The sequence below is a fragment of the Paracidovorax wautersii genome (genome assembly GCF_031453675.1).
GTDB lineage: Bacteria > Pseudomonadota > Gammaproteobacteria > Burkholderiales > Burkholderiaceae_C > Paracidovorax.
On record NZ_JAVIZX010000001.1, the window covers coordinates 2,420,365 to 2,446,400 of the forward strand.

Genomic DNA, 26,036 nt, shown 5'->3' on the forward strand with positions numbered 1-26,036 from the left:
GAATCCTCTCAGGAGACACTATTGTGAAAATCAAGAGTCAAAAAGACTTTTTTTCAGGCCTCATGTTCATGGGCGTGGGCCTGGCATTTGCCATCGGCGCAGGTAACTACAACATCGGTTCCGGCGCCCGCATGGGCCCCGGCTACTTCCCTCTGATCCTCGGCATCCTGCTCGCCATCCTCGGCGCTGCGGTGACGTTCTACGCCACGGTGGTGGAGAGCGGCAACGACGGCGACAAGATCGGCAAGTGGGCCTGGAAGCAGATCTTCTTCATCCTGGCATCCAACTTCGCCTTCGGCGTTCTGCTGGCAGGCCTGCCGAGCTTCGGCGTGCCGGCCATGGGCCTGATCGTCGCCATCTACGGCCTGGTGTTCATTGCGGCCCAGGCGGGTGAAAAGGTGAACTACAAGGAAACCTTCGTCCTGGCGACCATCCTGGCGGTGGGCAGCTACGTGGCTTTCGTGTGGGCGCTGAAGCTGCAGTTCCCGGTGTGGCCCAGTTTCATTTCGGGTTAAGCAGGAGCATCGACGACCATGGAATTGTTTGACAACCTGGCGACTGGCTTCGGCGTCGCCTTCACCTTCCAGAACCTGATTTACTGCCTGATCGGCTGTATCTTGGGTACGCTGATCGGCGTGCTGCCGGGCATCGGCCCCGTGGCCACCATCGCCATGCTGCTGCCTGCCACGTACGCGCTGCCCCCCGTGGCTGCGCTGATCATGCTGGCCGGTATCTATTACGGCGCGCAGTACGGCGGGTCGACCACCGCCATTCTGGTGAACCTACCGGGCGAGTCATCCTCAGTGGTGACCGTGATCGACGGCTACCAGATGGCGCGCAAGGGCCGGGCGGGCCCCGCGCTGGCGGCTGCCGGCATGGGCTCGTTCTTCGCCGGTTGCGTGGGCACGCTGATCCTGGCGGCCTTCGCTCCTCCGCTGACCGAGATCGCCTTCAAGTTCGGTCCTGCCGAATACTTCTCGCTGATGGTGCTGGGCCTGATCGGCGCCGTGGTGCTGGCTTCGGGCTCGCTGCTGAAGGCGGTTTCGATGATCGTGCTGGGCCTGCTGCTGGGCCTGGTCGGTACCGACGTGAACTCGGGCGTGGCCCGCTACAGCTTCGACATCCCTGAACTGACCGACGGCATCAACTTCGTCGTGATCGCCATGGGTGTGTTCGGCTACGGCGAAATCATCGCCAACCTGTCCAAGCCCGAAGAAGACCGTGAAGTCTTCACCGCCAAGGTGCAGGGCCTGTTCCCCACCAAGGAAGACTTCAAGCGCATGCTGCCTGCCGTGCTGCGTGGTACGGCCCTGGGCTGCTCCCTGGGTATCCTGCCTGGTGGTGGCGCGTTGCTGTCGGCTTTCGCCGCCTACACGATCGAGAAGAAGACCAAGCTGCATGCCGGCGAAGTCCCGTTCGGCAAGGGCAACATCCGCGGCGTGGCAGCTCCTGAAGCCGCCAACAACGCCGGTGCACAGACCTCCTTCATTCCGCTGCTGACGCTGGGCATTCCCCCCAACGCCGTGATGGCGCTGATGGTGGGCGCCATGACGATCCACAACATCCAGCCTGGTCCCCAGGTGATGACGAGCAACCCCGAGCTGTTCTGGGGCCTGATCGCCTCGATGTGGCTGGGCAACGCGATGCTGATCATCCTGAACCTGCCGCTGATCGGCATGTGGATCAAGCTGCTGACCGTGCCTTACCGCTGGCTGTTCCCCTCCATCGTGCTGTTCTGCGCGGTGGGCGTGTACGGCACCAACAACAACACGTTCGACGTGTGGATGGTGGGCATCTTCGGTTTCGTCGGCTACGTGTTCTACAAGCTGGGCACCGAACCCGCACCGCTGCTGCTGGGCTTCATCCTGGGCCCGATGATGGAAGAGAACCTGCGCCGTGCGCTGCTGCTGTCGCGCGGCGACTGGAGCGTCTTCGTCACGCGTCCGATCTCCGCCGGTCTGCTGGCCGCCGCCGTGCTGCTGCTGGTCATCGTGCTGCTGCCTGCCGTGAGCAAGAAGCGCGAAGAGGCCTTCGTCGAAGACTGACGCCCCCCGGCCCCGCAGAAGGGGCGGCCTGTGCCGCGCCTTCTGCCGTGACCCCGCCAACGGCACCTTCGGGTGCCGTTGGCTTTTGTGCGCCCGGCGGTCGCGCCGGTGCCCGGGCTGGGGCACAATGCGGCGCCCCTGCAGGGCATGGCTCTTGCAGGTTCGGGGCTGCCGCCCCTGTCCGAATTTGATCGCCCCTGCCTTCGCGCCCTTCCGCCCATGCCGCTCGCCCACCACCAGCATCCCCGCCAGCACGCCCTGCGGGCGCAACTGCACAACGAGATCCACGCCCGCCCGCCGGAAGCCATGGGCGCGCCGCTGGCGATCTCGCATGTGGTGATGCTGGCCGACGCGGACCAGCGCGAGGCGAGCCGCGCGCACCTGGCCCGGCTGCTGCGCGACCACCACCAGGCCCAGCCGGACGCACAGAGCACGCACCTGCGCGTGGACCTGGGCGCTTTCCGCATCCGTTGGGAACTGCACACCGAATTCGTCTCCTGGACGTTCATGGTGCCGCTGGCCGACGACGGCTGGAACGACAGGGTCCCCGCCGGCGCCATCGGCCAAGTGCCGCTGGACTGGCTGGCGGCCTTGCCCGGCGAATGCCTGAGCAGCCTGCACCTGTGGGTGCTGTCGGCCCAGGCCCCGGGTGCCGGCACGCTGGTGCGCCGCATGCTGCACGACGACACGCTGGTCGCCTCCACCGTGGCCGGCGGGCACGGCGAGGCGTACACCGACTTCGCCATCCATGCCGACGGCTTTTCGCGCATGCTGCTGCTGGCCGGCAGCATGACGCCGCGCCGCCTGGGCCGGCTGGTGCAGCGCCTGCTGGAGATCGAGACCTACCGCATGGCCGCGCTGCTGGGCCTGCCCGCCGCGCGCGAGGCGGGCGCCGCGCTGGCCTATGCCGAGCGCGAACTGGCGGCGCTGGCCGACGCCATCCGCACGGCCAACCGCGACGACGAGCCTGCGCTGCTGGACCGCCTGACGCGGCTGGCCGGCCAGGTCGAGGGGCAGTACGCCGCCACGCATTCGCGCTTTTCGGCCAGCAGTGCCTACTTCGAGCTGGTGGACCGGCGCATCCAGGACATCGGTGAATCGCGCCTGGCCGGTATGCAGACCATCGGCGAGTTCATGGACCGCCGGCTGACGCCGGCGCGCAGCACCTGCGAATGGGCGGCGCGGCGGCAGAACGCGCTGTCGCAGCGCGTCTCCCGCATCAGCAATCTGCTGCGCACGCGTGTGGAGATCGAGCAGCAGCAGAGCAGCCAGGCGCTGCTGTCCGGCATGAACCAGCGCCAGGACCTGCAGCTCAAGCTGCAGTCCACGGTGGAGGGCTTGTCGGTCGCCGCCATCACGTACTACATCGCCGGTCTGGTGAGCTACCTGGCCAAGGGGGCGCAGAAGCTGGGCTGGCCGCTGCAGCCGGAGACTACGGCCGCCATCGCCATTCCGGTCGTGGCGTTCAGCGTGTGGTGGTCGCTGCGGCGCATGCACCGGCGCATGTTCTCGGGACGGCACTGAAAAGGGGGGAACGAACCCACCATGCCTGCTCGTTGTGCCGAAGCACGCCCCGTCTGCGTTGCAGATGCTGGCTACAGCCGGGGCCGCGGCCGCGCTTTGCGCCTTGATGGGCCGCTTTTGTTTTTGGCAGCCTGCCGGGCCACGCCGGATTCATTCACGCCTGCTGACGGGCGGTGTACGGCCCTATGCGTGCCAGCCCGCGGCCATCGCGGGCGGCGGGGGCCGCCGCACTCAATGGCGACACACCGGCCGCGGCCTGCGTGCCACACTGGCAGGCCCCACACGTCCTGCCCACGAGGCGGGACCGGTTTTCTCAAGAATTGCAGTCAAAATTGCCTCCAGCCCCATCGCAGCAAGCGCAAGCAGCTAGCAAAAGAGTAGCAATCGGCCTGGCCCTGGCCTTCTTCGGCGCCATCGCCTTCAGCGGCAAGGCCATCATCGTCAAGCTGGCCTACCGTCACGGCGTGGATGCGGTCACGCTCATCATGTACCGCATGCTGTTCGCCCTGCCCATCTTCGCCGTCATGGCCTGGTGGGCCAGTCGCGGCAAGCCGCCGCTCACCCGCAAGGACTGGGTGGGCATCGCCTGGCTGGGGGTCACGGGCTACTACCTGGCGAGCTTCCTGGACTTCGCCGGCCTGGCCTACATCAGCGCCAGCCTGGAGCGGCTCATCCTGTACCTCAACCCCACGCTGGTGGTGCTGCTCGGCTGGGCGATGTACGGGCGCGGCATCCGCTGGGGCCAGATGGCCGGCATGGCGATCAGCTACTGCGGGGTGATCCTGGTCTTCGGCCAGGAGGTGCACCTGCAGGGCCCCCACGTGGCCTGGGGCGTGCTGCTGGTGTTCCTGTCGGCCGTGAGCTACGCCATCTATCTGGTCTACAGCGGCGAGATGGTGCAGCGGCTGGGTTCGCTGCGCCTGGTGGGGCTGGCCACGACCGTGGCGTGCGTGTGCTGCCTGGTGCAGTTCGTGGTGCTGCGCCCGATGAGCGCGGCCGTGGTCGCGCCCGAGGTGCTCTGGCTGTCGCTGCTCAACGCCACGCTGTGCACGGCGGTGCCGGTGCTGATGGTGATGATGGCCATCGAGCGCATCGGGCCCAGCATGGCCGCGCAGACGGGCATGGTCGGGCCGCTGTCGACCATCCTCATGGGCGTGTGGCTGCTGGACGAGCCCTTCACGCTGTGGGTGGCGGCGGGCACGGCGCTGGTGATCTTCGGCATCTTCGTCTTCACGCGCCTGGCACGGCGGCCCGCCTGACGCGCGGGGCAGACAAACGGAGATGCCATCCGGCCGAGTCCGGGGCACGGCAGCGGCCCGCTGTGTCAGCGCACTTCCACAGTACGGAAAATCCGGCCCGCGGCGGGCTGCCGTCCACTATGATCGTTTGAGCATTGTCAATTGCGGTCCGGTGCGGGCCGCCACCACGGAGACATCGATGGATTTGGGTATTGCCGGTAAATGGGCGCTGGTCTGCGGCGCCAGCAAGGGGCTGGGACTGGGCTGCGCCGAAGCGCTGGTGCGCGAGGGCGTCAACGTCGTCATCAACGCGCGCAACGCGGCGGCGCTGGAGCAAGCTGCTTCGCATTTGATAGCTGTATCCGCTGATGCAGACAGCGCTGCGGCCCGAAAAGGCTTGAAGCCTCAGGTGCTGACGGTGGCTGCCGACATCACCACCGAGGCCGGCCGCGCCGCTGCCTTCTCGGTCGCGGGCGGGCCGGGCAAGGATTTCGACATCGTGGTCACCAATGCCGGTGGCCCGCCGCCCGGCGACTTCCGTGACTGGGACCGCGACGCCTGGGTGAAGGCGCTGGACGCCAACATGCTGACCCCCATCGAACTCATCCGCGCCACGGTGGACGGCATGGCCGCCCGCGGCTTCGGGCGCATCGTCAACATCACCTCCAGCGCGGTGAAGGCGCCCATCAACATCCTGGGCCTGTCCAACGGCGCGCGCAGCGGCCTGACCGGATTCGTCGCCGGCGCGGCCCGCAGCGGCATCGCGTCCAAGGGCGTCACCGTCAACAACCTGCTGCCCGGCAAGTTCGACACCGACCGCCTGGCCAGCAACATCAAGACGAATGCCGACCAGTCGGGCAAGAGCATCGAAGAGGTGCGCCGCGCCCAGCAGGCCGCCATCCCGGCGGGCCGCTACGGCACGCCGCAGGAGTTCGGTGCGATCTGCGCCTTCCTGTGCAGCGTGCAGGCCGGCTACATGACGGGGCAGAACGTGCTGACGGACGGAGGGGCCTACCAGGGAACCTACTGATCCCCGGTGTCACGTTGGCTGCCGCTGGCCCTCCACGGCGCGGCCGATGTGGTGAAGAATGAGCGCGGCGGGCCGCCGGCCCGCGTCGAAGGGTTGTCTTTACATGCCGATGCAACCACACCTCTTCCTCGTCCTGCGCAGGCTGTGCGTGGGGGCAGCCCTGCTCGTCCTGTCGGCCGGCATGGGGCCCGCGGCGGCGCAGACCGCGCCCACCGCCTCGCAGGCCATGCCAGCACGGCCGTCGGCCTCCCGTGCGGCCCCGGGGCCTGCGGCGGCCAGCCCCGCGCCCGTCCGGCTGCGGGTGGTCGGAGGGTTGGCGGCGATCACGCAATACACCCAGCTGGAGGGCCCCTTCTGGTCGCGCGACCTGGCCCAGTTGAGCGGCGGGCGCTACAGCGCCGACGTCGTACCGTTCGACCGGGCCGGCGTGCCCGGCATGGAGATGCTGCGCCTGCTGCAGCTGGGCGTCGTGCCGCTGGGCACCACGCTGATGAGTTCCCTGTCGGCCCAGTACCCGCAGTACACGGCCGCCGACCTGCCGGGTCTGAACCCCTCCATCGCCGCGCTGCGCGCCACGGTCGCCGCCACGCGGCCCTACCTGGAGAAGGTGCTGCGGGAAGAACACGACGTCGAGCTGCTGGCCATCTATACCTACCCCGCGCAGGTGCTGTTCTGCAAGCGCGCCATGGCGCAGCTGTCCGATCTGGCAGGCCGCCGCATCCGCGTGTCGTCGGCCGCCCAGGCGGACTTCATCGCCGCAGTGGGCGGGGTGCCCGTGCTGACCTCGTTCGCGCAGATGCGCAGCAGCCTGGAGTCGGGAGAGACCGAATGCGTCGTGACCGGGGCCATGTCCGGCAACACGCTGGGCTTGCACACCGTGACGACGCACCTTTATCCCATGCCGCTGACCTGGGGCCTCGCGCTGTTCGGCGCCAACCGGGCGGCCTGGAACGCCATGCCGCCCGATCTGCGCCGCCTGCTGCGGGCCGAGCTGCCCAAGCTGGAGGCCGCCATCTGGGCCAGCGCCGAGCAGGAGACCGCCGAAGGCATTGCCTGCAATACCGGCACCTCGGCCTGCGCCCAGGGCAGCCGCGGCAGCATGGTGCTGGTGCCCGTCTCGGCGGCGGACGACCGGCGCCGCCAGGCGCTGCTGCGCACGGCGGTGCTGCCGCGCTGGATGCGCCGCTGCACGGTCCGCTGCGCGGACGTCTGGGCCGCCACCATCGGCCCCGTACAGGGCATTGAAGCCCCGCGGCAGCCATGAACCACTACCGGCCACTGCGGACCCGCCTGACTGTCTTGGGACTGGTGGGCCTGATGCTGGCCGCGCTGGTCACTGCGGCCGCGCTGCTGGTCTGGAGTTCCCGGCAAACCTCGCTCAACGACAGCGAGGCGCAGGTGGTGCGGTTCGCTGCGGGGGCCGAAGCCTCCATCAACCGGGCGCTGCTGTCGTTCGATGTGCTGCTGGCCAGCACCGAGGAACTGCTCGACCTGGCCGCCGTGTCGCGCGCGCAGTTCAATCCCCAGGGCGCGGGCCAGCTGCTGCGCGGCGCGGCGCGCCAGAACCTGATGGTGCGCTACGTGGTGCTGGTGGCGGAGGGACGCGAGGTGGTGGCCTCCTCCGACCAGGCGGGCCTGCGCGTGGCCGACGAGCTGCCGCCGGGCTTCTTCGAGGAGAGCCTGCGGCAATCGACGCCCAGCCTGCTGCTCAGCACGCCGGTGATCAGCAGCGTCAGCTCCGAGCGCGTGCTCTTCATGGCACGGCAGGTGCGCATGGCCGATGGCGAGCGCCTGCTGGCCATCGCCCAGGTGCCTTCCAGCATGCTGGTGTCGGTGCTGATGCAGGGCGTGGACATTCCCGGCCTGGAGGTCACCCTGGAGCGCAGCGATGGCGAGATGCTGATCGGCGCCTGGGGCCGTGGCGAGGTGCGGCGCGACCCGTCCGTCGGGCCGCTCACGGACCAGCCCGAGCAGCGCAGCCTCTGGGGCCTGCAGGCACGCATCAGCGGCGTGCCTGCGCTGGTGGTGGCCCGCCCCATCCTCTACCAGCATCTGTGGGTGTCGGCGAGCCTGCCGCAGGAGGCGGCCCTGGCGTCCTGGCGCAGCGAGCGCAACGCCATCATCTTCGTGGCGGTGCTCTTCGGCGTGATCCTGCTGGTGGCGGGCGGCCTGGCGCTGACCTATGTGGAGCGCATGCACCGCGCACGCCTGGCCATCGCCGAGTCCAAATCCACGCTGGAGCAGGCGCTGGGCTCCATGGTCAGCGGCTTCATGCTGCTCGACGCCGAAAACCGCGTGCTGCAGTGGAACCGCCGGTTCGAGGAAATCTTCCCCTGGCTTAAGGAGGTGGTGGCCGTCGGCGTGCCGTTCCGGTCCCTGCTGGAGGCGTCGGTGCGCCATCACCTGCCCGGCGCGCCGGCCGCGCAGCAGGCCGAGTGGGTGGAGCAGCGCATGCTGCAGCAGAGCCTGCCGCGCGGCACGCACGAGCAGCTGCAGCCCAACGGCCGCTTCGTGCAGATCACCGAGCGCGCCACGCCCCAGGGCGGCGTGATGATCTCCTACCACGACGTGACCGACATGCGCCGCGCGGCGGCGGAGATCGAGAACCTGGCCTTCTACGATCCGCTGACCGGCCTGCCCAACCGCCGCCTGCTGCTGGACCGGCTGCACCAGGCCGAGGTGGCCGCCGCGCGCTCGGGGGAGCTGGGGGCGCTGCTGTTCCTGGACCTGGACCATTTCAAGACCCTCAACGACACGCTGGGCCACGAGGTGGGCGACCAGCTGCTGCAGCAGGTCGCGCGTCGCCTGGGGGCCTGCGTGCGCGCGGCCGACACGGTGGCCCGCCTGGGCGGCGACGAGTTCGTGGTGATGCTGCGCGACCTGTCCACCGACAGCGCCGAGGCGGCCTCGCTGGCGCGCCGCATCGGCGAGAAGATCCTGCACCACCTCAACGAGCCCTACCAGCTCGGGGCGCAGCTGCACCACAGCAACTGCAGCATTGGGGCCACGCTGTTCGGCCATGTGGAGCAGTCGGCGGCTGAGCTGCTCAAGCAGGCCGATATCGCCATGTACCAGGTGAAGGCGCAGCGGGGCAACAACCTGTGCTTCTTCGACCCGGAAATGCAGGTGGCCATCAGCCGCCGCGCGCAGCTCGAAGCGGACCTGCAGGCCGCGCTGGCCGGGCAGCAGTTCGCGCTGCACTACCAGCCGCAGTTCACGCGCCAGGGCCGGCTGGTGGGGGCCGAGGCGCTGCTGCGCTGGCTGCATCCCGAGCGCGGCCTGGTGTCGCCGGCCCAGTTCATCGCCGTGGCGGAGGACAGCGAACTGATCGTGCCCATCGGCCTGTGGGTGCTGCAGACGGCCTGCGAGCAGCTGGCGGCGTGGCAGGCCGATCCGCTGTTCAAGGACCTGCACCTGGCGGTGAACGTGAGCGCGCGGCAGTTCCGCCAGGCCGACTTCGTGCCCAAGGTGGTGCAGGTGCTGCAGCAGACCGGCATCCGCCCGCATCTGCTGGAGCTGGAGCTGACCGAGTCGCTGGTGCTGGACAACGTCGACGACTCGGTCGCCAAAATGCACCTGCTGCGCACCAAGGGCGTGCGCTTCTCCGTGGACGATTTCGGCACGGGCTATTCGTCGCTCGCCTACCTCACGCGTCTGCCGCTGCACCAGCTGAAGATCGACCAGTCCTTCGTGCGCAACCTGGGCGTGCGCCATACCGACGACGTGATCGTGCAGACCATCATCGGCATGGCGCGCAACCTGGAGCTGGAAGTCATCGCCGAAGGCGTCGAGACCGAGACGCAGCGCGAGTTCCTGGTGCGCCACGGCTGCGGGCTGTACCAGGGCTTCCTGCTGGGCCGGCCCATGCCGGTGGAGGCGCTGCAAGCCCTGGTGCGTGAGCGCAGCGCGCTCCCTGCAGCGCCGGACGACGCCAACGGCTGAGGGCCACTGCGGCGCTGGGCCGCAGCCGCGGATCAGCGCCGCGAGGACACCACGATCCCGCCCACGATCAGCAGGAAGGCGGCCGCGTGGTACCCGTGCGGCACCTCTCCCAGGAACGCCGCCGACAGCACGGCCGCGAACAGCGGCGTGAGGTTGATGAAGAAACCCGCCACGGCCGGGCCGGCGCGCTGCACGCCGACGCCCCACCAGCGGTAGGCCAGCACGGCCGGCCCGATGGCGATGAAGGCGAGCGCCGCCGCCAGCGGCCAACCCCATTCGATGTGGCGCGGCGCCCAGGCCCATTCGCCCGCGGCGAACACGCCGGACCAGGCCAGGCCGAACACCATCTGCGCCAGCAGGAAGGCCGACCAGTCCCCGCGGATGCTCGCCGGCTCGCGCGTGCGCACCAGCAGCCAGCTGTAGAACGACCAGGCAATGGTGGCCAGCACCATGTACAGGTCGCCCGGCACCAGGCGCAGCGCCAGCAGCTGGCTCCACTCGCCGCGGCTCAGCACCAGCAGCACGCCGGCGATGGACAGCAGCGCGCCGCCCATCTGGCGCCGCTGCACCGCCACGCCGAAGAAGAGCCGGCCGACGAGCAGCATCCACACCGGCACGCCCGAGCCCACCAGCGTGACGTTCAGCGGCGTGGAGGTTTGCAGCGCCATGTACTGCAGCGCGTTGTAGCAGCCGATGCCCAGCAGCCCGAGCAGGGCGAAGCGGCGCCAGTGCGGCCACACGGGGCCGTCCGCGCGCAGCACGTGGCGGGCCAGCGGCAGCAGGATGGCGAAGGCCAGGGTCCAGCGGATGAAGTTCAGCGTGAGGGGCGGCACCAGCGTGTGCACCAGGCGGCCCACCACCGCGTTGCCGGCCCACATCAGGGGCGCGGCTGCCAGCATGGCGGCCGTGCCGGGCGAGAGTCTTTGCGTCATGGGGCGTAACTGTAGGGCCTGGCGGGCACGGCACCGGCGAGCCGGACGCCCCGCGCCTGCAGGCCGCGCGGAAACATGGCACGATGCCCCGCTCGCACCCGTTGCGGCCGTTGTTGTCCGTTCATGCGCCCGCGCGGCGCCCTGCAGGAGACCTTTCCCATGAGCCTTGCCGTCCAGATCCGCCAGCACGGTGGTCCCGAAGAACTCCATATCGCCGACGTGAGCGTGGGCGAGCCCGGGCCGGGCGAAATCCGCATCCGCCACCATGCCGTGGGCCTGAACTTCATCGATGTGTACCACCGCACCGGGCTGTACCCGCTGTCCATGCCCGCAGGCATCGGCATGGAAGGCGCGGGCATCGTCGAGGCGGTGGGCGAGGGCGTCACGCACCTGAAGGCGGGCGACCGTGCCGCCTACGCCAGCAACCCGCCCGGAGCCTATTGCGAAGTGCGCGTGATGCCCGCCAAGACGGTGTGCCGCCTGCCCGATGCCATCAGCTTCGAGACGGGCGCGGCCATGATGCTCAAGGGCCTGACGGCGCAGTACCTGCTCAAGAAGACGCGGCCCGTGGAGGGCCTGCAGCCGGGCGACCACGTGCTGTTCCATGCGGCAGCGGGCGGGGTGGGACTGATCGCCTGCCAGTGGGCCAAGGCCCTGGGCCTGCAGCTCATCGGCACGGCGGGGTCGGACGCCAAGTGCCAGCTGGCCCTGGCCAACGGCGCGGCGCACGCCATCAACTATCAACAAGAGGATTTCGCAGCGCGCGTGAAGGAGATCACCGGCGGCAAGGGCGTGAAGGTGGTGTATGACTCGGTGGGCAAGGACACCTGGGACCGATCCCTGGAGTGCCTGCGCCCCTTCGGCCTCATGGCCAGCTTCGGCAATGCCTCGGGCCCCGTGGCGCCGTTCGCGCCGGGCAGCCTGGGCGCCAAGGGCTCGCTCTACGTCACGCGCCAGACGCTGTTCACCCACATCGCCACGCGCGAGGCCACCCAGGCCATGGCCGACGATCTGTTCAAGGTGGTGGAAAGCGGCCAGGTGAAGATCCATATCGAGCAGCGCTACCCCTTGCGCGACGTGCAACAGGCGCACCGGGATCTGGAAGCGCGCAAGACCACGGGTTGCACCATCCTCACGCTGCCGTGAGCGCGGTGTTGGCGCCTTGGCTGCAGGCCGCGCGCCAGCGGGCCCAGCAGCCGCCAGTCCAGCCGCGCCTGCCGCTGTGGGTGGCGGGGCAGCAGGTCGGCTCGGTGGTGGATGAGGTTTTAGGTCAAATCAGCCTCCAGCGCTTGCTGGATAAGCGCTACCAGCTACTAAAACGGGAGCATTTGGGTCGCGCAGGCTGGCACCTGGAGGCTCCGGCGCAGGCCGCGACCGACGCCCTCAACACGCTGGCCGCCGCGCTGCGCGACGCCCACCTGTGCGGCCCCTGGCGCAACGAGCAACTGGCCGTATGCAACGCGCGGGGCGAGCGCGTGGCCACGGTCGAGCGCGGCGCCGTGCGGGTGCTGGGCATCGCCACGCTGGCCGTGCACCTGGTCGGCCTCGCGCCCGATGGCCGCATGTGGGTGCAAAAACGCGCCCTCACCAAGCCCAACGACCCGGGACTCTGGGACACGCTGATGGGCGGCATGATCGCCGCCACCGATTCGCTGGAGCAGGCCCTGGCGCGCGAAACCTGGGAAGAGGCCGGCCTGCGCGTGGCCGACCTGCAACATGTCACGCAGGGCGGTCATGTGCTCTTCAGCCGGCCCAGCAGCGAGGCGGGCGGCATCGGCTACATGGTCGAGCGCATCGACTGGTTCCGTGCCACCGTGCCCGAGGGGCTGGAGCCAACGAACCAGGATGGCGAGGTGGATGAGTTTGCGCTGCGCAGCACCGAGGAATTGCAGCTCGACGTGGCGCAGGATCGTTTCACCCTGGAGGCTGCGCTGGTGATGGCGGCGCACTGGGGGCAGTAAGTAGCCGCTTGTCATCCCTCCTGTGCCCGCTTGCCTGCCGTGTGGGTGGTGGTCCAACGGCCCGCATCGGGCCGCCGTTCAGTCCACGCGAATGGGCGCGCGGACCGTAAGGCCCGAGGATTGGAAACGGCTGCCGCCACAGAAGCCTTCCTGCTGGGCCTCGATAAAACGCTTCGCCTCGTCGATGGGCACCTCGACGCCCGGCGGGAGCTTCACCCGCCACCACCGGCCGGCGGCCGTGTAGTGGGGCTCCTCGATGAGGTAGTGCAGCCAGCGCGTGCCACAGGACCTGCACCGATCGATCGCAACGTCCGCACCTTGCGCATCGTCTCCGAGGTCGGTCCGCTCGTAGTGGCTGTAGTGGAACGGGGGACGATGGCATCGGCACATGGCGCCCATTGTGCGGCCTTCCCGGCGCCCCTAACGCCGCTGCGCAGCGACCTCCCGCACCAGGTCCCATGCCGCCTGGGCCACGGGCGCCAGCGCCCGGTTGCGGCGGTGCACCAGCACGATCTCGCGGTCCACGCGCGGCAGCAGCGGGCGCACGGCCAGGCGCGGCAGGCCCTCGGGCGGCAGCGCCAGCGTGGGGATCACCGACACGCCCAGGCCGGCGTCCAGCATGCGGAAGATGGTGGTGGGGTGGCCCACCTCCTGCGCCACGGTGTGCGGCACACCGTGGTCGGCCAGGGCCCGGTCGATGAGCCGGCGGCTGCCCGAGGCATGGTCCAGCAGCACCAGCGATTCGCCGGCCAGGTCCGTCCAGCGCACCTGCCGTTTGCGCGCCAGCCGGTGGTCGGGCGGGCAAGCCAGGCAGAACGGTTCGGCCAGGATGGTTTCGCACTCCAGCAGCTCGCGGTCACCGGGGTCGATCACCACACCGAAGTCCACTTCGCCCGAGAGCACGCTGTCCAGCACGGCGCTCTGGTGGCGGTCCAGCAGCACGAGCTGGATGCCGGGCAGCGCTGTCTGGCAGTGCGCGATGCAGTCCGGCATGAGATTGGCCGACAGCGTGGGGCTGCTGGCCACGCGCACGCGGCCGCGCGGGTCGGTGGCCATGCCGCGCACGTCCAGCAGGGTGCTCTCCAGGTCTTCCAGCACGCGGGTGAGGCGGGCGGCCAGGCTGCGGCCGGCCTCGGTCAGCTCCACCTCGCGCGTGGTGCGGTTGAGCAGCTTCAGGCCCAGCTGCGCCTCCAGCTCGTTGATGGCGCGGCTGACGGCGGGCTGCGTGAGCCCGACGCGCTCGCCGGTGCGGCTGAAGTTGCGCGTGGCGGCGACGGACTGGAAGACCTCCAGCTGGCGCAGGGTGACATTCATGCGCAGAGATCATAAAACCATCAGAACAATCCATTTCACTTTGGAATCGCAGGCGGTTCCAATAGCGGCTTCCTTCGCACCGCGTTTTCATCCATGGCCCGCCCCCGATTCCTTCCCGACAACTTCACGCTCGCGCTGCTGACCACCGTGGCGCTCGCCAGCCTGCTGCCCGCCTCGGGCGCCGTGGCGCATTTCTTCGAGAACCTCACGGTGGCCGCGGTGGCGCTGCTGTTCTTCCTGCACGGCGCCAAGCTGTCGCGCGACGCCATCGTCGCGGGCATCAGCCACTGGCGGCTGCACCTGGTGGTGGTGAGCGCCACCTTCGTGCTGTTCCCGCTGCTGGGCTGGGCGCTCAAGCCGCTGCTGCTGCCGCTGGTCACGCCGGATCTGTATGTGGGCGTGATCTACCTGTGCGTACTGCCGGCCACCGTGCAGTCCGCCATCGCCTTCACCGCCATGGCGCGCGGCAACATGCCGGCGGCCATCTGCAGCGCATCGGCCTCCACGCTGCTGGGCATCGTCATCACGCCGCTGCTGGTGGGGCTGCTCATGCCCGAGGCCAACGGCGCCAGCGCCCACCACGACACGCTGCAGAACATCGGCCGCATCACGCTGCAGCTGTTGGTGCCCTTCGTGGCCGGACATTTGATGCGCCCGTGGATCGGCGGCTTCGTCAAGCGCCACGCGCCGGTGCTGAAGTTCGTGGACCAGGGCTCCATCCTGCTCGTGGTCTACACCGCGTTCAGCGCGGCGGTGGTCGAGGGGCTGTGGAGCCAGCTGCCGCTGCCGGCGCTGGCGGGCCTGGTGGTCGTGTGCGCCGTGCTGCTCGCGCTGGCGCTGGTGTCCACCACCTGGCTGGCGCGCCGGCTGGGCTTCTCCAAGGAGGATGAGATCACCATCGTCTTCTGCGGCTCCAAGAAGAGCCTGGCCAGCGGGGTGCCCATGGCCAAGGTGCTCTTCGCCTCGCACGCCGTGGGCGCCATTCTGCTGCCGCTCATGGTGTTCCACCAGATGCAGCTGATGGTCTGCGCCGTGCTGGCCCAGCGCTATGCGCGCCGCGCGGAACTTGTGCAGGAGCCCGCCGCACAAGCTGCGCCGACCGGGCGCTGAGGCCACAGAGCCTGTTTACGATCTTCCAGGGGGCGCGCAGCGGCCTTTGCGGGATGGGATGCCAGGCGCGGTGCGCAGTGGATAGCCCGGCTATCCACCAGCATCGCAACGCCGCAGACCGCCCGCAAACGCCACTGCCCGAAGGGTTGGAGCGCAATCGGGCCACAGGAAAGAAGCCTTGACGCCCCGGCTGCTTGCATGGGCACGAGCCCATGCGGCGCATCCGCAGCATCCATTCATCCCGATTGCGCTCCAACGCGTTCCCCTGTGAGATCGTAAACAGGCTCTCAAGGGCGGCCGTTTTGCTCTCGGCCTGGTCCACGGCCACGCCCAGGGCTAGCGGCCGCCGCGCAAGGGCCGCCCCGCCGCGCCGGCGGCGTCTCCCTTCCCATCGCGCAGGATGAGAGAAGGGGGAAGGGGGAAGGCGCGTAGCGCCTCAGGGGGTTGTCTGCAGAGTCCCCATGTCGATCACGAAGCGGTAGCGCACATCGCTCTTCAGCATGCGCTCGTAGGCGTCGTTGATCTCGTCCATGCGGATCGTTTCGATATCCGAGACGATGCCGTGCTGGGCGCAGAAGTCGAGCATCTCCTGTGTTTCGCGGATGCCGCCGATCAGCGAGCCGGCCAGCCGGCGGCGCTTCATGATCAGGCTGAACACATTGGGCGCCGGGTGCGGGCTGCCGGGCGCGCCCACCAACGTCATGGTGCCGTCGAGCGTCAGCAGTGCGAGGAAGGCGTCCAGGTTGTGCGGCGCCGCCACGGTGTTCACGATCAGGTCGAAGCTGTTGGCGTGGGCCGCCATCTCGTCGGCGTTCTTGGACACCACGACCTCGTGCGCGCCCAGGCGCAGCGCGTCGTCGCGCTTGTCGGCCGAGGTGGTGAACAGCACCACGTGCGCGCCCATGGCGCGTGCGATCTTCACGCCCATGTGGCCCAGGCCGCCCAGTCCGACGATGCCCACCTTCTTGCCGGGGCCCGCACTCCACTGCCGCAGTGGCGAGTAGGTGGTGATGCCGGCGCACAGCAGCGGCGCCACGGCGGCCAGCGAGCCGGCATCGTGGGTGATCTTGAGCACGAAGTTCTCGCGCACGACGATCTGCGCGGAATAGCCGCCGAACGTGTTTGCGCCCGTGCCCTGTTCGGGGCCGTTGTAGGTGCCCGTGAACCCGTTCTCGCAGTACTGCTCCAGGCCATCGCCGCAGGGCTGGCAGTGCTGGCAGCTGTCGACCATGCAGCCCACGCCGACCAGGTCGCCGACCTGGAACTTGGACACCAATGCGCCCGTGGCCGTGACGCGGCCCACGATCTCATGGCCGGGCACGCTGGGGTACTGCGTGCCGCCCCATTCGCCGCGCGCGGTGTGCAGGTCCGAATGGCAGACGCCGCAGTACAGGATGTCGATGGCCACGTCCAGATCGCCGGGCGCGCGGCGTTCGATGGTGAGCGGGCCCAGGGGCGCGGTGGATGATGTGGCTCCGTAGGCCAGGGTGGCAGTGCGCATGGTGGTGGCTCCGGTGGGTGGGTGGATGACAGCGGCCGACCTTAGCCGAACCGGTGCCGCCCTGCCAGCGGCCCGGCGTTCAACCCCCAACGGAATGCGGACACCGGCAGCGCGCCGATGTCCCTGGCGGACCGGTAGTCGCGCGGGCGGGCGGACGAGACCGGTGGGAAGCCCTGCCGTTCAGTCGGTGGATGCGCAGGCCCTCAAACGCCCGCCTGCTGGTGCCGCCACTCCTGCGTGCGGCCCCCGTAGCCGTAAGCGGCGGCGCGGGCGTCGATCAGGTGCACATAGCTGACCGGGTGCAGATTCGGCCGCAAGGCGGCGAAGGCCGCGAACACCTCGCGCAGGTACTGCGCCTTCTCGGCCTTGGTGTTCGTTTCGTCCGTGATGCTGATGTCGAGGTGGAACGCGCTCTGCTCCAGCTCTTCCAGCGATGCGCTGCCCACGAACCACTGCGCGGCCGGTATGAACTGCACGGTCGTGGCGATCACAGGCAGCTGCTTGCCCAGCACCCGCTGGGTGATGTCCGAAACGGCTTGCATGGCACGGCGGGCGAGGGCGGCGTCGGGCTTGCCGCTGAGGTGGATGACGGTGTGGGGCATGGCGATCTCCGGTGCAGTGATGGTGATGCGCCCAATTCTTCGCTACTTGTATCCATCGGAAAAGCGGGATAATTAGAAGTCATCCGACGGTTTTGCCGATGGATCAAACGGAGGCTTCGCATGCGCCCCTTTCCGCTGGACCAGCTCCAGAGCTTCGTTGCCGTGGTCGATGCCGGCAGCCTCACCTCCGGCGCGCCCCGGGTGTCCCTGTCGCAATCGGCCGTGAGCGAACAGTTGCGCAAGCTGGAAGACCAGGCCGGCCAGGCGCTGCTGGTGCGCTCCAAGGCCGGCGTGGTGCCGACTCCGGCGGGGCTGCGCCTGCTGGCGCACGCACGGCGCCTGCTGGCGCTGAGCGAAGAGGCCTGGCGCGATCTGCGCGGCGTGGCCCTGCAGGGCACGCTGCGCCTCGGGGTCACCGATTACTTTCGTCCGGCCGATCTGGCGGGGCTGCTGGCGCGCATGCAAGCGCAGTACCCCGGTGTGCGCCTGCAGGTCACGGTGCAAAAGAGCGGCGAGATCGAGGCTGCGTATGCGCAGGGCGGCTTCGACGTCGGCCTGACCCTACGGCTGCCCGCTGCCGCAGGAGGGCGCTCTTCCGGCGGCCATGTGTTGCGCCGCGAGCCCTTGCACTGGATGGGCGCCGTGCAGGCCCTGGGCGCACCGCCGGCGGCCGGGGTGCCGCTGCGCCTGCTGGCCCTGCCCGATACGTGTTCGCTGCACCAGTTCACGGTGGCCCTGCTGCGGCGCCGGCGTGTGCCGTTCGCCATTACGCTCATGGCCTCCGGCGTGGCCGGGCTGCAGTCCGCGCTGGCCGCAGGCCTGGGCATTGCCTGCCTGAACGCCTCGGCCTTGGGCGAGGGGGTGCAGGTGCTGCCTGCGGCGTGGAAGCTGCCCGCTCTGCCGCAGGCGCGCTTCGTGGTGCTGCCGCCGCGTGCCGGCGAATCGGACCACGTCCAGCGTGCACGCCAGGTGCTGGCGGCCGACTTCGGCTAGGGCTGCTTGCGTTCCGCCTGCTCTTCCTCGCCGGGCGGCACCTTCAGGCGGTCGTTCCGGACCTCTTTCATCATGTCCTCGCCCACCGGGTCCTTGCCGTCGAGCGGTATGTCGTTTTCCTGGGTGACTTCCGGTTCGTCGCTGGCGGGCTTGCGTGGGGTGGTGGACATGGCGGCTCCAAAGTGAAGGAATGGGTGGAGTCCATGCTGGCATGCACCGCCCGCCGCCCACGTAGGCGCTGGCCGCACTGCGGCGCGCGCAGGGTCTTGCGCCCCTGCCTGCTGGCGTCACTGCGCCGCGGGGGTGTCCGTTGGTGCGGCGTTGACCGTGCGCAGGCGGCTGGGCGCCAGCACGCCGGCGGTGTCCAGGATCGGGTAGGCGATCGAGCAGATGTGCGAGTTGATGCGCTTGAGTTCGCTGATCAGGTCGATGTGCAGCGAACTGGTCTCCATGCTGGGCACCGTCTTGTCGGACAGGCGCACCAGGTGGCTGGCCGCGTAGGCGCGTTCCAGGTCGCGGAAGCGCGCCTTCTCCTCCAGCAGCTTCTGCGCATCGCGTACGTTGCCGTTGAGGAACACGCTCATCCCCAGGCGCAGGTTGTCGATCAGGCGGCCGTGCAGCTCGGTGATCTCGGCCATGCCGGCCTCGGAGAACTGGCGGCCCTTCTTGATCTTCTTGTCCTCAATGTCGATCAGCACGCGCTCGATGATGTCGCCCACCTGCTCCATGTTGATGGTGAAGCTGATGATGTCCGTCCAGCGGCGGCTTTCCTCCTCGCCCATACCCTCGCGCGAGATCTTGGTCAGGTAGTACTTGATGGACGAATACAACTCGTCCACCTCGTCGTCCATCTTGCGCAGGCGCTCGGCCAGCTGCACGTCGTTCTTCTGGATGACGTCGTGCACGCCCAGCAGCATGGTCTCGACCACGTCGGCCTGGTAGAGCGCCTCGCGCGCGGCGCACGAGATGGCCAGCGAGGGCGTGGAGAGTGCGGACGGGTCCAGGTGGTGCGGGCGCCGGCTCTGCGTTCCCACGGGCTTGGGCAGCAGCCGTGCCACCCACTGGGCCACGGTCTGCGTGAAGCCGATGAACCCGATGCTGATGATGACGTTGAAGCCCAGGTGGAACAGCACCACGCCCTGCGCGGTGCCGGGCATGTGCGGCTGCACGTACTTGAGCCACAGGCCGATGAAGGGCGACACGATGATCACGCCCATCAGCTTGAAGGCCATGTTGCCCACGGTGACCTGGCGCACTTCGACGGCGGATTTGGCCGTGGTCAGCACGGCCAGCAGGCCGCTGCCCAGGTTGGCGCCCAGCACCAGGCCCAGGGCCACATCGAGCGGCACCACGCTGGAGGCGGCCATGGCCGCAATCAGCAGCACGATGGCGAGGCTGGAGTACGCCAGCACCGCCAGCATGGTGCCCATGAAGATCTCCAGCACGATGTCGCTGTTGAGCGAGCCCAGCATGGCCTTGATGATGGGCGAGGCCAGCATGGGACCGCTGGCCTGCACCACCATTTCCAGCGCCAGCAGCATCAGCCCCAGGCCGATCAGCACCTTGCCGACCCGGCCGGGCGTGCTGGCCTGGCGGCTGACGAACAGCACCACGCCCACGAAGATGAACAGCGGCGACAGCCACGAAAGGTCGAACGAGAACAGCACCGACATCAGCGCCGTGCCCACGTCGGCGCCGCGCATCACCGCCAGCGCGGCCGGCAGCGTGATGAGGCCCTGGCCCACGAAGGACGATGTCATCAGCGAGGTGGCCGTGCTCGACTGCACCAGCGCCGTCACGCCCATGCCCGACAGCGCGGCGGTGAAGCGGTTGCCCATGCTGCGCGCCAGCATCGTGCGCAGGTTCGCGCCGAACACGCGCAGGACGCCCGTGCGCACGAGGTGGGTGCCCCAGACCAGCAGGGCCACGGCGGACAACAGATTCAACAGGTGCTTCATGGGCGGAAATCAAACTCCTTCGAACGGCGGGCAGACAGCCACGTCCGCAGGGCGCACACGCTGCGCGCGCCGAACAGCACAGCATACTCCTGATTCCATAGCGAATCGGGTGGCAACCACTGGTGCGGCCCTGTGAATACGCGCGGGCGCGGCAGGGATGCCGGGCCGCGGAACGGGCGGGGCCTGCGCGCCGGGCGGTGCACCGCCGCCAAGGAGCGGGGAGGGGCATCCATCGTAGCGCCCGGCGGGCGGGCCGGTGTCAGCCAAAGCCCTGACTGTGACGCGCCTGCGCCTGGGCGGTGAACGCACAAGGCCCGCACGTGGCGGGCCCTGCAGCGGCCGAGGGCGGCCGTCTCAGCGCGAACGCTTGACCCGCAGCAGTTCGTCCAGGATCAGGCAGGCCGCGCCGACGGTGATCGCAGAGTCCGCGATGTTGAAGGCCGGAAAGTGCCAGCTGCCGATGTGGAAGTCCAGGAAGTCGACCACGTAGCCGTGCATCATGCGGTCCACCACGTTGCCCACGGCGCCGCCCAGGATGCTGGACAGCGAGAAGCAGAACAGTTTCTGCTCCGGGTGGGCGCGCAGCTGCCACAGGATGAACAGCGTGGCGACCACGCCGATGCCGGTGAACAGCCAGCGCTGCCAGCCGCCCGCGTCTGCCAGGAAGGAGAACGCCGCACCGGTGTTGTGCGCCCGCACGATGTTGAAGAAGCTGGTGATGTAGGTGGCATCGCCCAGCCGGTAGTAGCCCAGGATCAGCGTCTTGGTGAGCTGGTCGAGGATCAGCAGCACCAGGGCCCAGGCCAGCCAGGGCCACAGCTTGCCGCCCAGGGCGGAAGAGGAAGCGCGCGCCATCACGCGTACACCCGGTTTTCACCGGCGCCGAACAGGTTGCTGGTGCAGCGGCCGCAGATCGTCGGATGCGCCGCATCCTGGCCCACGTCGCTGCGGTAGTGCCAGCAGCGCTCGCATTTGGCATTGGAACTGGCTGTAACGCTGATCTGCAAAGCGCTTCCAGCTATCAAAGTGATAGCTGATGTGATGAACACGAATTTCAAGTCGTCTCCCAGGCTGGCCAGCAGCGCATGGTCTTCCGGCGCGGCCGTGAGCGTGACCGTGGCCTGCAGCGACGAGCCGACCTGGCCGGCGGCGCGCAGGGCCTCGATCTCCTTGTTCACGGCATCGCGCAGTTCGCGCAGGCGCGCCCACTTGGCGGACAGGCCGTCGTTGGCGCTGGCTTCTGCGCCGCCGACGTTGCCGTAGGTCTCCATGAAGATGGAGTCGGAGCGGCCGAAGGTCTTCCACGCCTCTTCGGCCGTGAACGACAGGAACGGCGCCATCCAGCGTAGCATGGCGTGCGTGATCTGGTACAGCGCGGTCTGTGCGCTGCGGCGCGCCACGCTCTTGGGCGCCGTGGTGTACAGGCGATCCTTGAGCACGTCGAGGTAGAAGCCGCCCAGGTCTTCCGAGCAGTACAGCTGCAGCTTGGCGACCACGGGGTGGAACTCGTACACCTTGTAGTGCGCCAGCATGGTGGCCTGGAACTCGGCCGCGCGCGTGAGCGCGTAGCGGTCGATCTCCAGCATCTCGTCGAACGGCACGGCATCGGTGGCCGGGTCGAAGTCGCTCACGTTGGCCAGCAGGAAGCGCAGCGTGTTGCGGATGCGGCGGTAGGCGTCCACCACGCGCGCCAGGATCTTGTCGTCGATGCCCAGGTCGCCCGAGTAGTCGGTCGAGGCCACCCACAGGCGGATGATCTCGGCGCCGAGCTTGCCGCTCACCTGCTGCGGCGAGACGGTGTTGCCCAGCGACTTGCTCATCTTCTTGCCCTGGCCGTCCACCGTAAAGCCGTGCGTCAGCAGGCCGCGGTAGGGCGCGCGGCCGAAGATGGCAGCGGCCAGCAGCAGCGACGAATGGAACCAGCCGCGGTGCTGGTCGTGGCCTTCCAGGTACAGGTCGGCTTCGGGGCCTTCGTCGTGGTGCATGCCGGCGTGCGTGCCGCGCAGCACGTGCCAGAACGTGGAGCCGGAGTCGAACCACACCTCCAGGATGTCGGTGCTCTTGGTGTAGCAGGCAGCGTCTTCGGCGCCCAGGATCTCCTCGGGCGTCACGCGGCTCCAGGCCTCGATGCCGCCGGCCTCGACGATGGCGGCGGCCTGGTCGAGGATCTCCATGGTGCGCGGGTGCAGCTCGCCCGAATCCTTGTGCAGGAAGAACGGGATGGGCACGCCCCAGCTGCGCTGGCGCGAGATGCACCAGTCGGGCCGGCCGGCGATCATGTCGCGCAGGCGGGTCTTGCCGTTCTCGGGGTAGAACTGGGTCTGCTCGATGGCGGCCAGTGCGATCTGGCGCAGGGTCTGCGCCGGCTTCTGGGCCGGGTCGGTGAACACGCCTTCGCCTTCGTCCATGCGGATGAACCACTGCGCCGCGGCACGGTAGATCACGGGCGTCTTGTGGCGCCAGCAGTGCGGGTAGCTGTGCGTGATGTCCTTGGTGGCCATCAGGCGGCCGGCTTGGCGCAGCGCCTCGATGACGACGGGCACCGCCTTCCAGATGTGCTGGCCGCCGAACAGCGGGAAGTCCGGCGCATAGGTGCCGTTGCCCTGCACCGGGTTCAGGATGGCGTCGAGCGCCAGGCCGTGGGCCACGCAGGAGTTGAAATCCTCCAGGCCGTAGGCGGGCGAGGAATGCACGATACCCGTACCGTCGTCGGCCGTGGCGTAGTCGGCCAAGTACACCGGCGACAGGCGGCGATAGCCGAACGAACCGTCTTCGCTGGGCACGTCGTACAGCGGGTGCTCGAATTCGAGGCCGCCCAGCTTCTCGCCGACGGTCGTGGCCACCACCGTGCCGGTGAGGCCGAAGCGCTCCAGGCACTGCGCGACCAGCGACTCGGCCAGCACCAGGTAGCCCTGGGGCGTGTCCACCAGCGCGTACATCAGCGCGGGGTTCAGGTTCAGCGCCTGGTTGGCGGGGATGGTCCAGGCCGTGGTGGTCCAGATGACGACGAAAGCGTCCTTGTTCAGCGCAGGCGCGCCGAAGGCGGCGGCCAGCCTGGCAGGATCGTGCGCCTTGAAGGCCACGTCCAGCGTGGTGCTCTTCTTGTCCTGGTATTCGATCTCGAACTCGGCCAGCGATGAGCCGCAGTCGAAGCACCAGTACACGGGCTTGAGGCCGCGGTAGACGAAGCCGCGCTCCATGACCTTCTTGAGCGCGCGAAGCTCGCCGGCCTCGCTCGCGAAGTTCATGGTCTTGTAGGGGTGGTCCCACTCACCCAGCACGCCCAGGCGCTGGAAGTCCGCCAGCTGCTGCGCGATCTGCTCGGTGGCGAAGGCACGGCCCTTGGCCTGCATCTCGTCGCGCGGCAGGTTGCGGCCGTGCGTCTTCTCGATGGCGTTCTCGATGGGCAGGCCGTGGCAGTCCCAGCCGGGGGTGTAGAGCGCGTCGAAGCCTTCCAGCTGGCGCGCCTTGGTGATCATGTCCTTGAGGATCTTGTTCACCGCGTGGCCGATGTGGATCTGGCCGTTGGCGTAGGGCGGGCCGTCGTGCAGGATGAACTTGGGCGCGCCGCAGCGCGCGTCGCGCAGCTTCTTGTACACGCCCTTGTCCTCCCACTCCTGCACCCAGCCGGGCTCGCGCTTGGGCAGATCGCCGCGCATCGGGAAGGGCGTGTCGGGCAGGTTCAGTGTGGCACGGTAATCCGTGCCGGCGGCGGTGGGGGAGGGTTGGTTGTCGGACATGGGGGCAGGGACCTTGGAAGCGGGCCGCTCCAGAGCGCGTCTGGAGCGTGGAACAGGGGGCGGGGTGGGGCGGACGGGCGGGCTGGCAGGCGGACGGCGCCCCGGCGCCGGCAGCGGGCCGGGCCCGTCAAATTCGGTCGCGCGTGGTCTGGCGACGGGTTTCGGTGTGCGTGGCGGCGTGGGCCGCAAAGTAGGCGCGTGCGTCGCTGCAGTCCTTGGCGATGCCTTCCGTCAGGGCATCGAGACCGTCGTATTTCAGCTCGTCATGCAGTTTGTGCAGCAGTTCCACGCGGATGATTTTACCGTACGCCCCCTCCGGGCCCAGATGGGCGGGCCATTGCAGGCAGTGCGTCTCGAGCAGCACGCGCCCGCCATTGATGTCGTCCGGGTCCAGCGACGGGCGTACGCCCAGGTTGGCCACGCCGGGCAGGGGCGCGTCGGACAGGCCGTGCACCAGCACGGCGAAGATGCCGCTGGCGGCCGGCTTCCAGTGGGCAAAGCGCAGGTTGAGCGTGCGGAAGCCGTCGGTGGCACCCTCACGGCTGGCGCCCAGGGCCCGGCCCAGCTTGCGGCCGTGCACCACGTGGCCCGAGATGGCGTAGGGGCGGCCCAGCAGGCGGGCGGCATCTTCCATGCGGCCGGCGCCCAGCGCCTCGCGCACGGCGGAGCTGGACACGCGCAGGCCGTGCACCTCGTAGCTGTTCATCCGGGCGACGTCGAAGCCCCGGGCGCGGCCGGCTGCGTCCAGCAGCGCGTAGTCGCCGGCGCGTTGTGCGCCGAAGCGGAAGTCGTCCCCCACCAGCACGTAGCGCGCCCCCAGGCCGGCCACCAGCACCTCGTCGATGAAGGCCTGCGGCGACAGGCGCGCCAGCGCCTCGTTGAAGGGCAGCACCACGGCCTGGGCCACGCCGCACTGGCGCAGCTCGGCCAGCTTGTCACGCAGGGTGCCGATGCGGGCGGGCGCCAACTCGGGCCGCTTGAGCAGGCCGGCGAAGTAATCGCGCGGATGGGGCTCGAAGGTGAGCACGCAGCTGGGCACGCCGCGGTGCGCCGCCTCGCTGTTGAGCAGCGCCAGCATGGCCTGGTGGCCGCGGTGCACGCCATCGAAGTTGCCGATGGTGAGCGCGCAGCCCTCTGCGATGCCAGGGTGGTGGAAGCCACGGAAGATCTTCATCCGAATGCTTTTCTTTTGATAGCGCCCCGCGCAGGTGTATCAAGCGCTGGACGCCAATTTGTCATGAATTGGGAGTATATTGTGCGGGAGAGACTGTGACGATTCCCCGGGTATGCGCAGCAGCCCGGCCCTTCGCCCCTTGCAGGTCGGCCGCCCTGGCCGCATCTTCTGCGACGGGTACGGGCAGTGCGATCGTCACCCCTTTCAGGGCGTGCCTGGCACGGCGCCCGCGAGACACCAGCGTTCCGATCTTGTCGTTTGACTGCAGGAGGCGAGTTGTGAAAGTCTTGAAGCTGTCGGCCCAGGGGCTGCCGCAATCGTGGATTTCGCTCGAACAGGCGGTGATCCACTACGCCGCGGGCGAGGTGCGCTGGGAGTCGGGTGCGCAGGTGGCGCTGTTCCGCGGCGGGCACAACGCGGTGACGGGCGAGCAGTCGGTCATCGCCGTCAACAGCATCATCGGCACCAAGGGCGTGCCGGCCATCAACCCCTTCGAGCTCAAGCCCAGCCTGACCAACAGCAAGCTGTTCGCCCGCGACCGCAACGTGTGCGCCTACTGCGGCGGGCACTTCCAGGAGCACGAGCTCACGCGCGAGCACATCGTGCCCTTCGCGCGCAACGGCGTGGACCACTGGATGAACGTGGTCACCGCCTGCCGCCCGTGCAACCACCGCAAGGGCCCGCGCACGCCCGAGCAGGCCCACATGCCGCTGCTGTACACGCCCTACGTGCCCAGCCTGTGGGAGGACTTCATCCTGCGCAACCGCCGCATCCTGGCGGACCAGATGGAGTTCCTGATGGCGCACGTGCCCAAGTCATCGCGTCTGCTGAGCTGAAGGGCCGCGTGGGCGGGGTAGTAGCAGCAGCGCCCGCGGACGAGAAGGCACAGCCGAGGCAGAACGGGGCTCCCGCGGTCGGGCCTGTGCAGGGAGTGGCGCCGGGCGGGCGCCGGTTTCCTGCGGCGTCATCCGT

22 protein-coding genes are annotated in these 26,036 nt (G+C 69.0%); 12 read left to right on the forward strand and 10 right to left on the reverse strand.

Annotation, left to right across the window (positions count from 1 at the left end; genetic code table 11):
* The first annotated feature begins 23 nt into the window (after positions 1-23).
* The 7 genes from QE399_RS10940 (at position 24) to QE399_RS10970 (ending at position 9,779) form a co-directional block, all read left to right on the forward strand.
* Positions 24-515 carry a tripartite tricarboxylate transporter TctB family protein gene (locus tag QE399_RS10940; protein WP_309828690.1) on the forward strand — a complete coding sequence of 164 codons (492 nt, stop codon included), beginning with the start codon at positions 24-26 and terminating at the stop codon, positions 513-515.
* Positions 516-533: 18 nt separating this feature from the next.
* Positions 534-2,045 (forward strand): tripartite tricarboxylate transporter permease, encoded by a 1,512-nt coding sequence (locus tag QE399_RS10945; RefSeq protein ID WP_309828691.1) that lies wholly within the window; start codon positions 534-536, stop codon positions 2,043-2,045.
* Between the two features lie 219 nt (positions 2,046-2,264).
* A complete protein-coding gene (locus QE399_RS10950; RefSeq protein ID WP_309828692.1) occupies positions 2,265-3,569 on the forward strand; it encodes a DUF3422 family protein in 1,305 nt (434 codons plus the stop codon).
* Positions 3,570-3,901: 332 nt separating this feature from the next.
* Positions 3,902-4,828, forward strand: a complete 927-nt coding sequence (locus QE399_RS10955; protein ID WP_309828694.1) for a DMT family transporter — start codon at positions 3,902-3,904, stop codon at positions 4,826-4,828.
* A gap of 178 nt (positions 4,829-5,006) precedes the next feature.
* Positions 5,007-5,837: an SDR family oxidoreductase gene (locus QE399_RS10960; protein WP_309828695.1), complete on the forward strand. Its 831-nt coding sequence runs from the start codon at positions 5,007-5,009 to the stop codon at positions 5,835-5,837.
* A gap of 226 nt (positions 5,838-6,063) precedes the next feature.
* Positions 6,064-7,101 carry a TRAP transporter substrate-binding protein gene (locus QE399_RS10965; protein WP_309832035.1) on the forward strand — a complete coding sequence of 346 codons (1,038 nt, stop codon included), beginning with the start codon at positions 6,064-6,066 and terminating at the stop codon, positions 7,099-7,101.
* Positions 7,098-9,779 (forward strand): bifunctional diguanylate cyclase/phosphodiesterase, encoded by a 2,682-nt coding sequence (locus QE399_RS10970; RefSeq protein ID WP_309828696.1) that lies wholly within the window; start codon positions 7,098-7,100, stop codon positions 9,777-9,779. Before QE399_RS10965 ends, QE399_RS10970 begins: the two co-directional genes overlap by 4 nt.
* Positions 9,780-9,811: 32 nt before the next feature.
* Here QE399_RS10970 and QE399_RS10975 read toward each other — a convergent pair whose 3' ends face one another.
* Entirely contained in the window at positions 9,812-10,711 is a 900-nt protein-coding gene (locus QE399_RS10975; protein ID WP_309828698.1) for a DMT family transporter, read from the reverse strand.
* Between the two features lie 159 nt (positions 10,712-10,870).
* On the opposite strand from QE399_RS10975, the gene QE399_RS10980 reads away from it, so the two are divergent.
* Positions 10,871-11,857, forward strand: a complete 987-nt coding sequence (locus tag QE399_RS10980; RefSeq protein WP_309828700.1) for a quinone oxidoreductase family protein — start codon at positions 10,871-10,873, stop codon at positions 11,855-11,857.
* Positions 11,854-12,672 (forward strand): NUDIX hydrolase, encoded by an 819-nt coding sequence (locus QE399_RS10985; protein ID WP_309828702.1) that lies wholly within the window; start codon positions 11,854-11,856, stop codon positions 12,670-12,672. The genes QE399_RS10980 and QE399_RS10985 overlap by 4 nt, the downstream gene beginning before the upstream one ends.
* 78 nt (positions 12,673-12,750) lie before the next feature.
* On the opposite strand, the gene QE399_RS10990 is transcribed toward QE399_RS10985, so the two are convergent.
* Together QE399_RS10990 and QE399_RS10995 are read right to left on the reverse strand one after the other, a co-directional pair.
* On the reverse strand, positions 12,751-13,071 hold the full coding sequence (locus tag QE399_RS10990; RefSeq protein ID WP_309828704.1) for a hypothetical protein: 321 nt from the start codon (positions 13,069-13,071) through the stop codon (positions 12,751-12,753).
* Between the two features lie 21 nt (positions 13,072-13,092).
* Complete coding sequence (locus QE399_RS10995; RefSeq protein WP_309828705.1) at positions 13,093-13,986, reverse strand: LysR family transcriptional regulator; 894 nt, start codon at positions 13,984-13,986, stop codon at positions 13,093-13,095.
* Between the two features lie 93 nt (positions 13,987-14,079).
* On the opposite strand from QE399_RS10995, the gene QE399_RS11000 reads away from it, so the two are divergent.
* Positions 14,080-15,096 (forward strand): bile acid:sodium symporter family protein, encoded by a 1,017-nt coding sequence (locus tag QE399_RS11000; RefSeq protein ID WP_309828706.1) that lies wholly within the window; start codon positions 14,080-14,082, stop codon positions 15,094-15,096.
* 436 nt (positions 15,097-15,532) lie between these two features.
* On the opposite strand, the gene QE399_RS11005 is transcribed toward QE399_RS11000, so the two are convergent.
* Both QE399_RS11005 and QE399_RS11010 read right to left on the reverse strand, forming a co-directional pair.
* Positions 15,533-16,597 carry an NAD(P)-dependent alcohol dehydrogenase gene (locus tag QE399_RS11005; RefSeq protein ID WP_309828707.1) on the reverse strand — a complete coding sequence of 355 codons (1,065 nt, stop codon included), beginning with the start codon at positions 16,595-16,597 and terminating at the stop codon, positions 15,533-15,535.
* A 203-nt stretch (positions 16,598-16,800) separates the two neighbouring features.
* Positions 16,801-17,199: a tautomerase family protein gene (locus tag QE399_RS11010; protein WP_309828709.1), complete on the reverse strand. Its 399-nt coding sequence runs from the start codon at positions 17,197-17,199 to the stop codon at positions 16,801-16,803.
* 120 nt (positions 17,200-17,319) lie between these two features.
* Between QE399_RS11010 and QE399_RS11015 the strand changes: the two genes are divergently transcribed.
* Positions 17,320-18,192, forward strand: coding sequence for a LysR family transcriptional regulator (locus tag QE399_RS11015; protein ID WP_309828711.1), 873 nt, complete (start codon positions 17,320-17,322; stop codon positions 18,190-18,192).
* Here the strand turns inward: QE399_RS11015 and QE399_RS11020 are convergent.
* The 5 genes from QE399_RS11020 to QE399_RS11040 form a co-directional block, all read right to left on the reverse strand.
* Positions 18,189-18,362, reverse strand: a complete 174-nt coding sequence (locus QE399_RS11020) for a hypothetical protein (protein ID WP_309828713.1) — start codon at positions 18,360-18,362, stop codon at positions 18,189-18,191. The two genes, QE399_RS11015 and QE399_RS11020, sit on opposite strands and share 4 nt — an antisense overlap.
* Positions 18,363-18,479: 117 nt before the next feature.
* Complete coding sequence (locus QE399_RS11025; RefSeq protein ID WP_309828715.1) at positions 18,480-20,150, reverse strand: Na/Pi cotransporter family protein; 1,671 nt, start codon at positions 20,148-20,150, stop codon at positions 18,480-18,482.
* A gap of 354 nt (positions 20,151-20,504) precedes the next feature.
* Positions 20,505-21,005 carry a signal peptidase II gene (gene lspA, locus QE399_RS11030; RefSeq protein ID WP_309828717.1) on the reverse strand — a complete coding sequence of 167 codons (501 nt, stop codon included), beginning with the start codon at positions 21,003-21,005 and terminating at the stop codon, positions 20,505-20,507.
* A complete protein-coding gene (ileS, locus tag QE399_RS11035; protein WP_309828719.1) occupies positions 21,005-23,890 on the reverse strand; it encodes an isoleucine--tRNA ligase in 2,886 nt (961 codons plus the stop codon). The genes lspA and ileS overlap by 1 nt, the downstream gene beginning before the upstream one ends.
* A 127-nt stretch (positions 23,891-24,017) precedes the next feature.
* Positions 24,018-25,064: a bifunctional riboflavin kinase/FAD synthetase gene (locus QE399_RS11040; RefSeq protein ID WP_309828720.1), complete on the reverse strand. Its 1,047-nt coding sequence runs from the start codon at positions 25,062-25,064 to the stop codon at positions 24,018-24,020.
* 278 nt (positions 25,065-25,342) lie between these two features.
* Between QE399_RS11040 and QE399_RS11045 the strand changes: the two genes are divergently transcribed.
* Positions 25,343-25,900 (forward strand): HNH endonuclease, encoded by a 558-nt coding sequence (locus tag QE399_RS11045; protein WP_309828722.1) that lies wholly within the window; start codon positions 25,343-25,345, stop codon positions 25,898-25,900.
* The last annotated feature ends 136 nt before the right edge of the window (positions 25,901-26,036 follow it).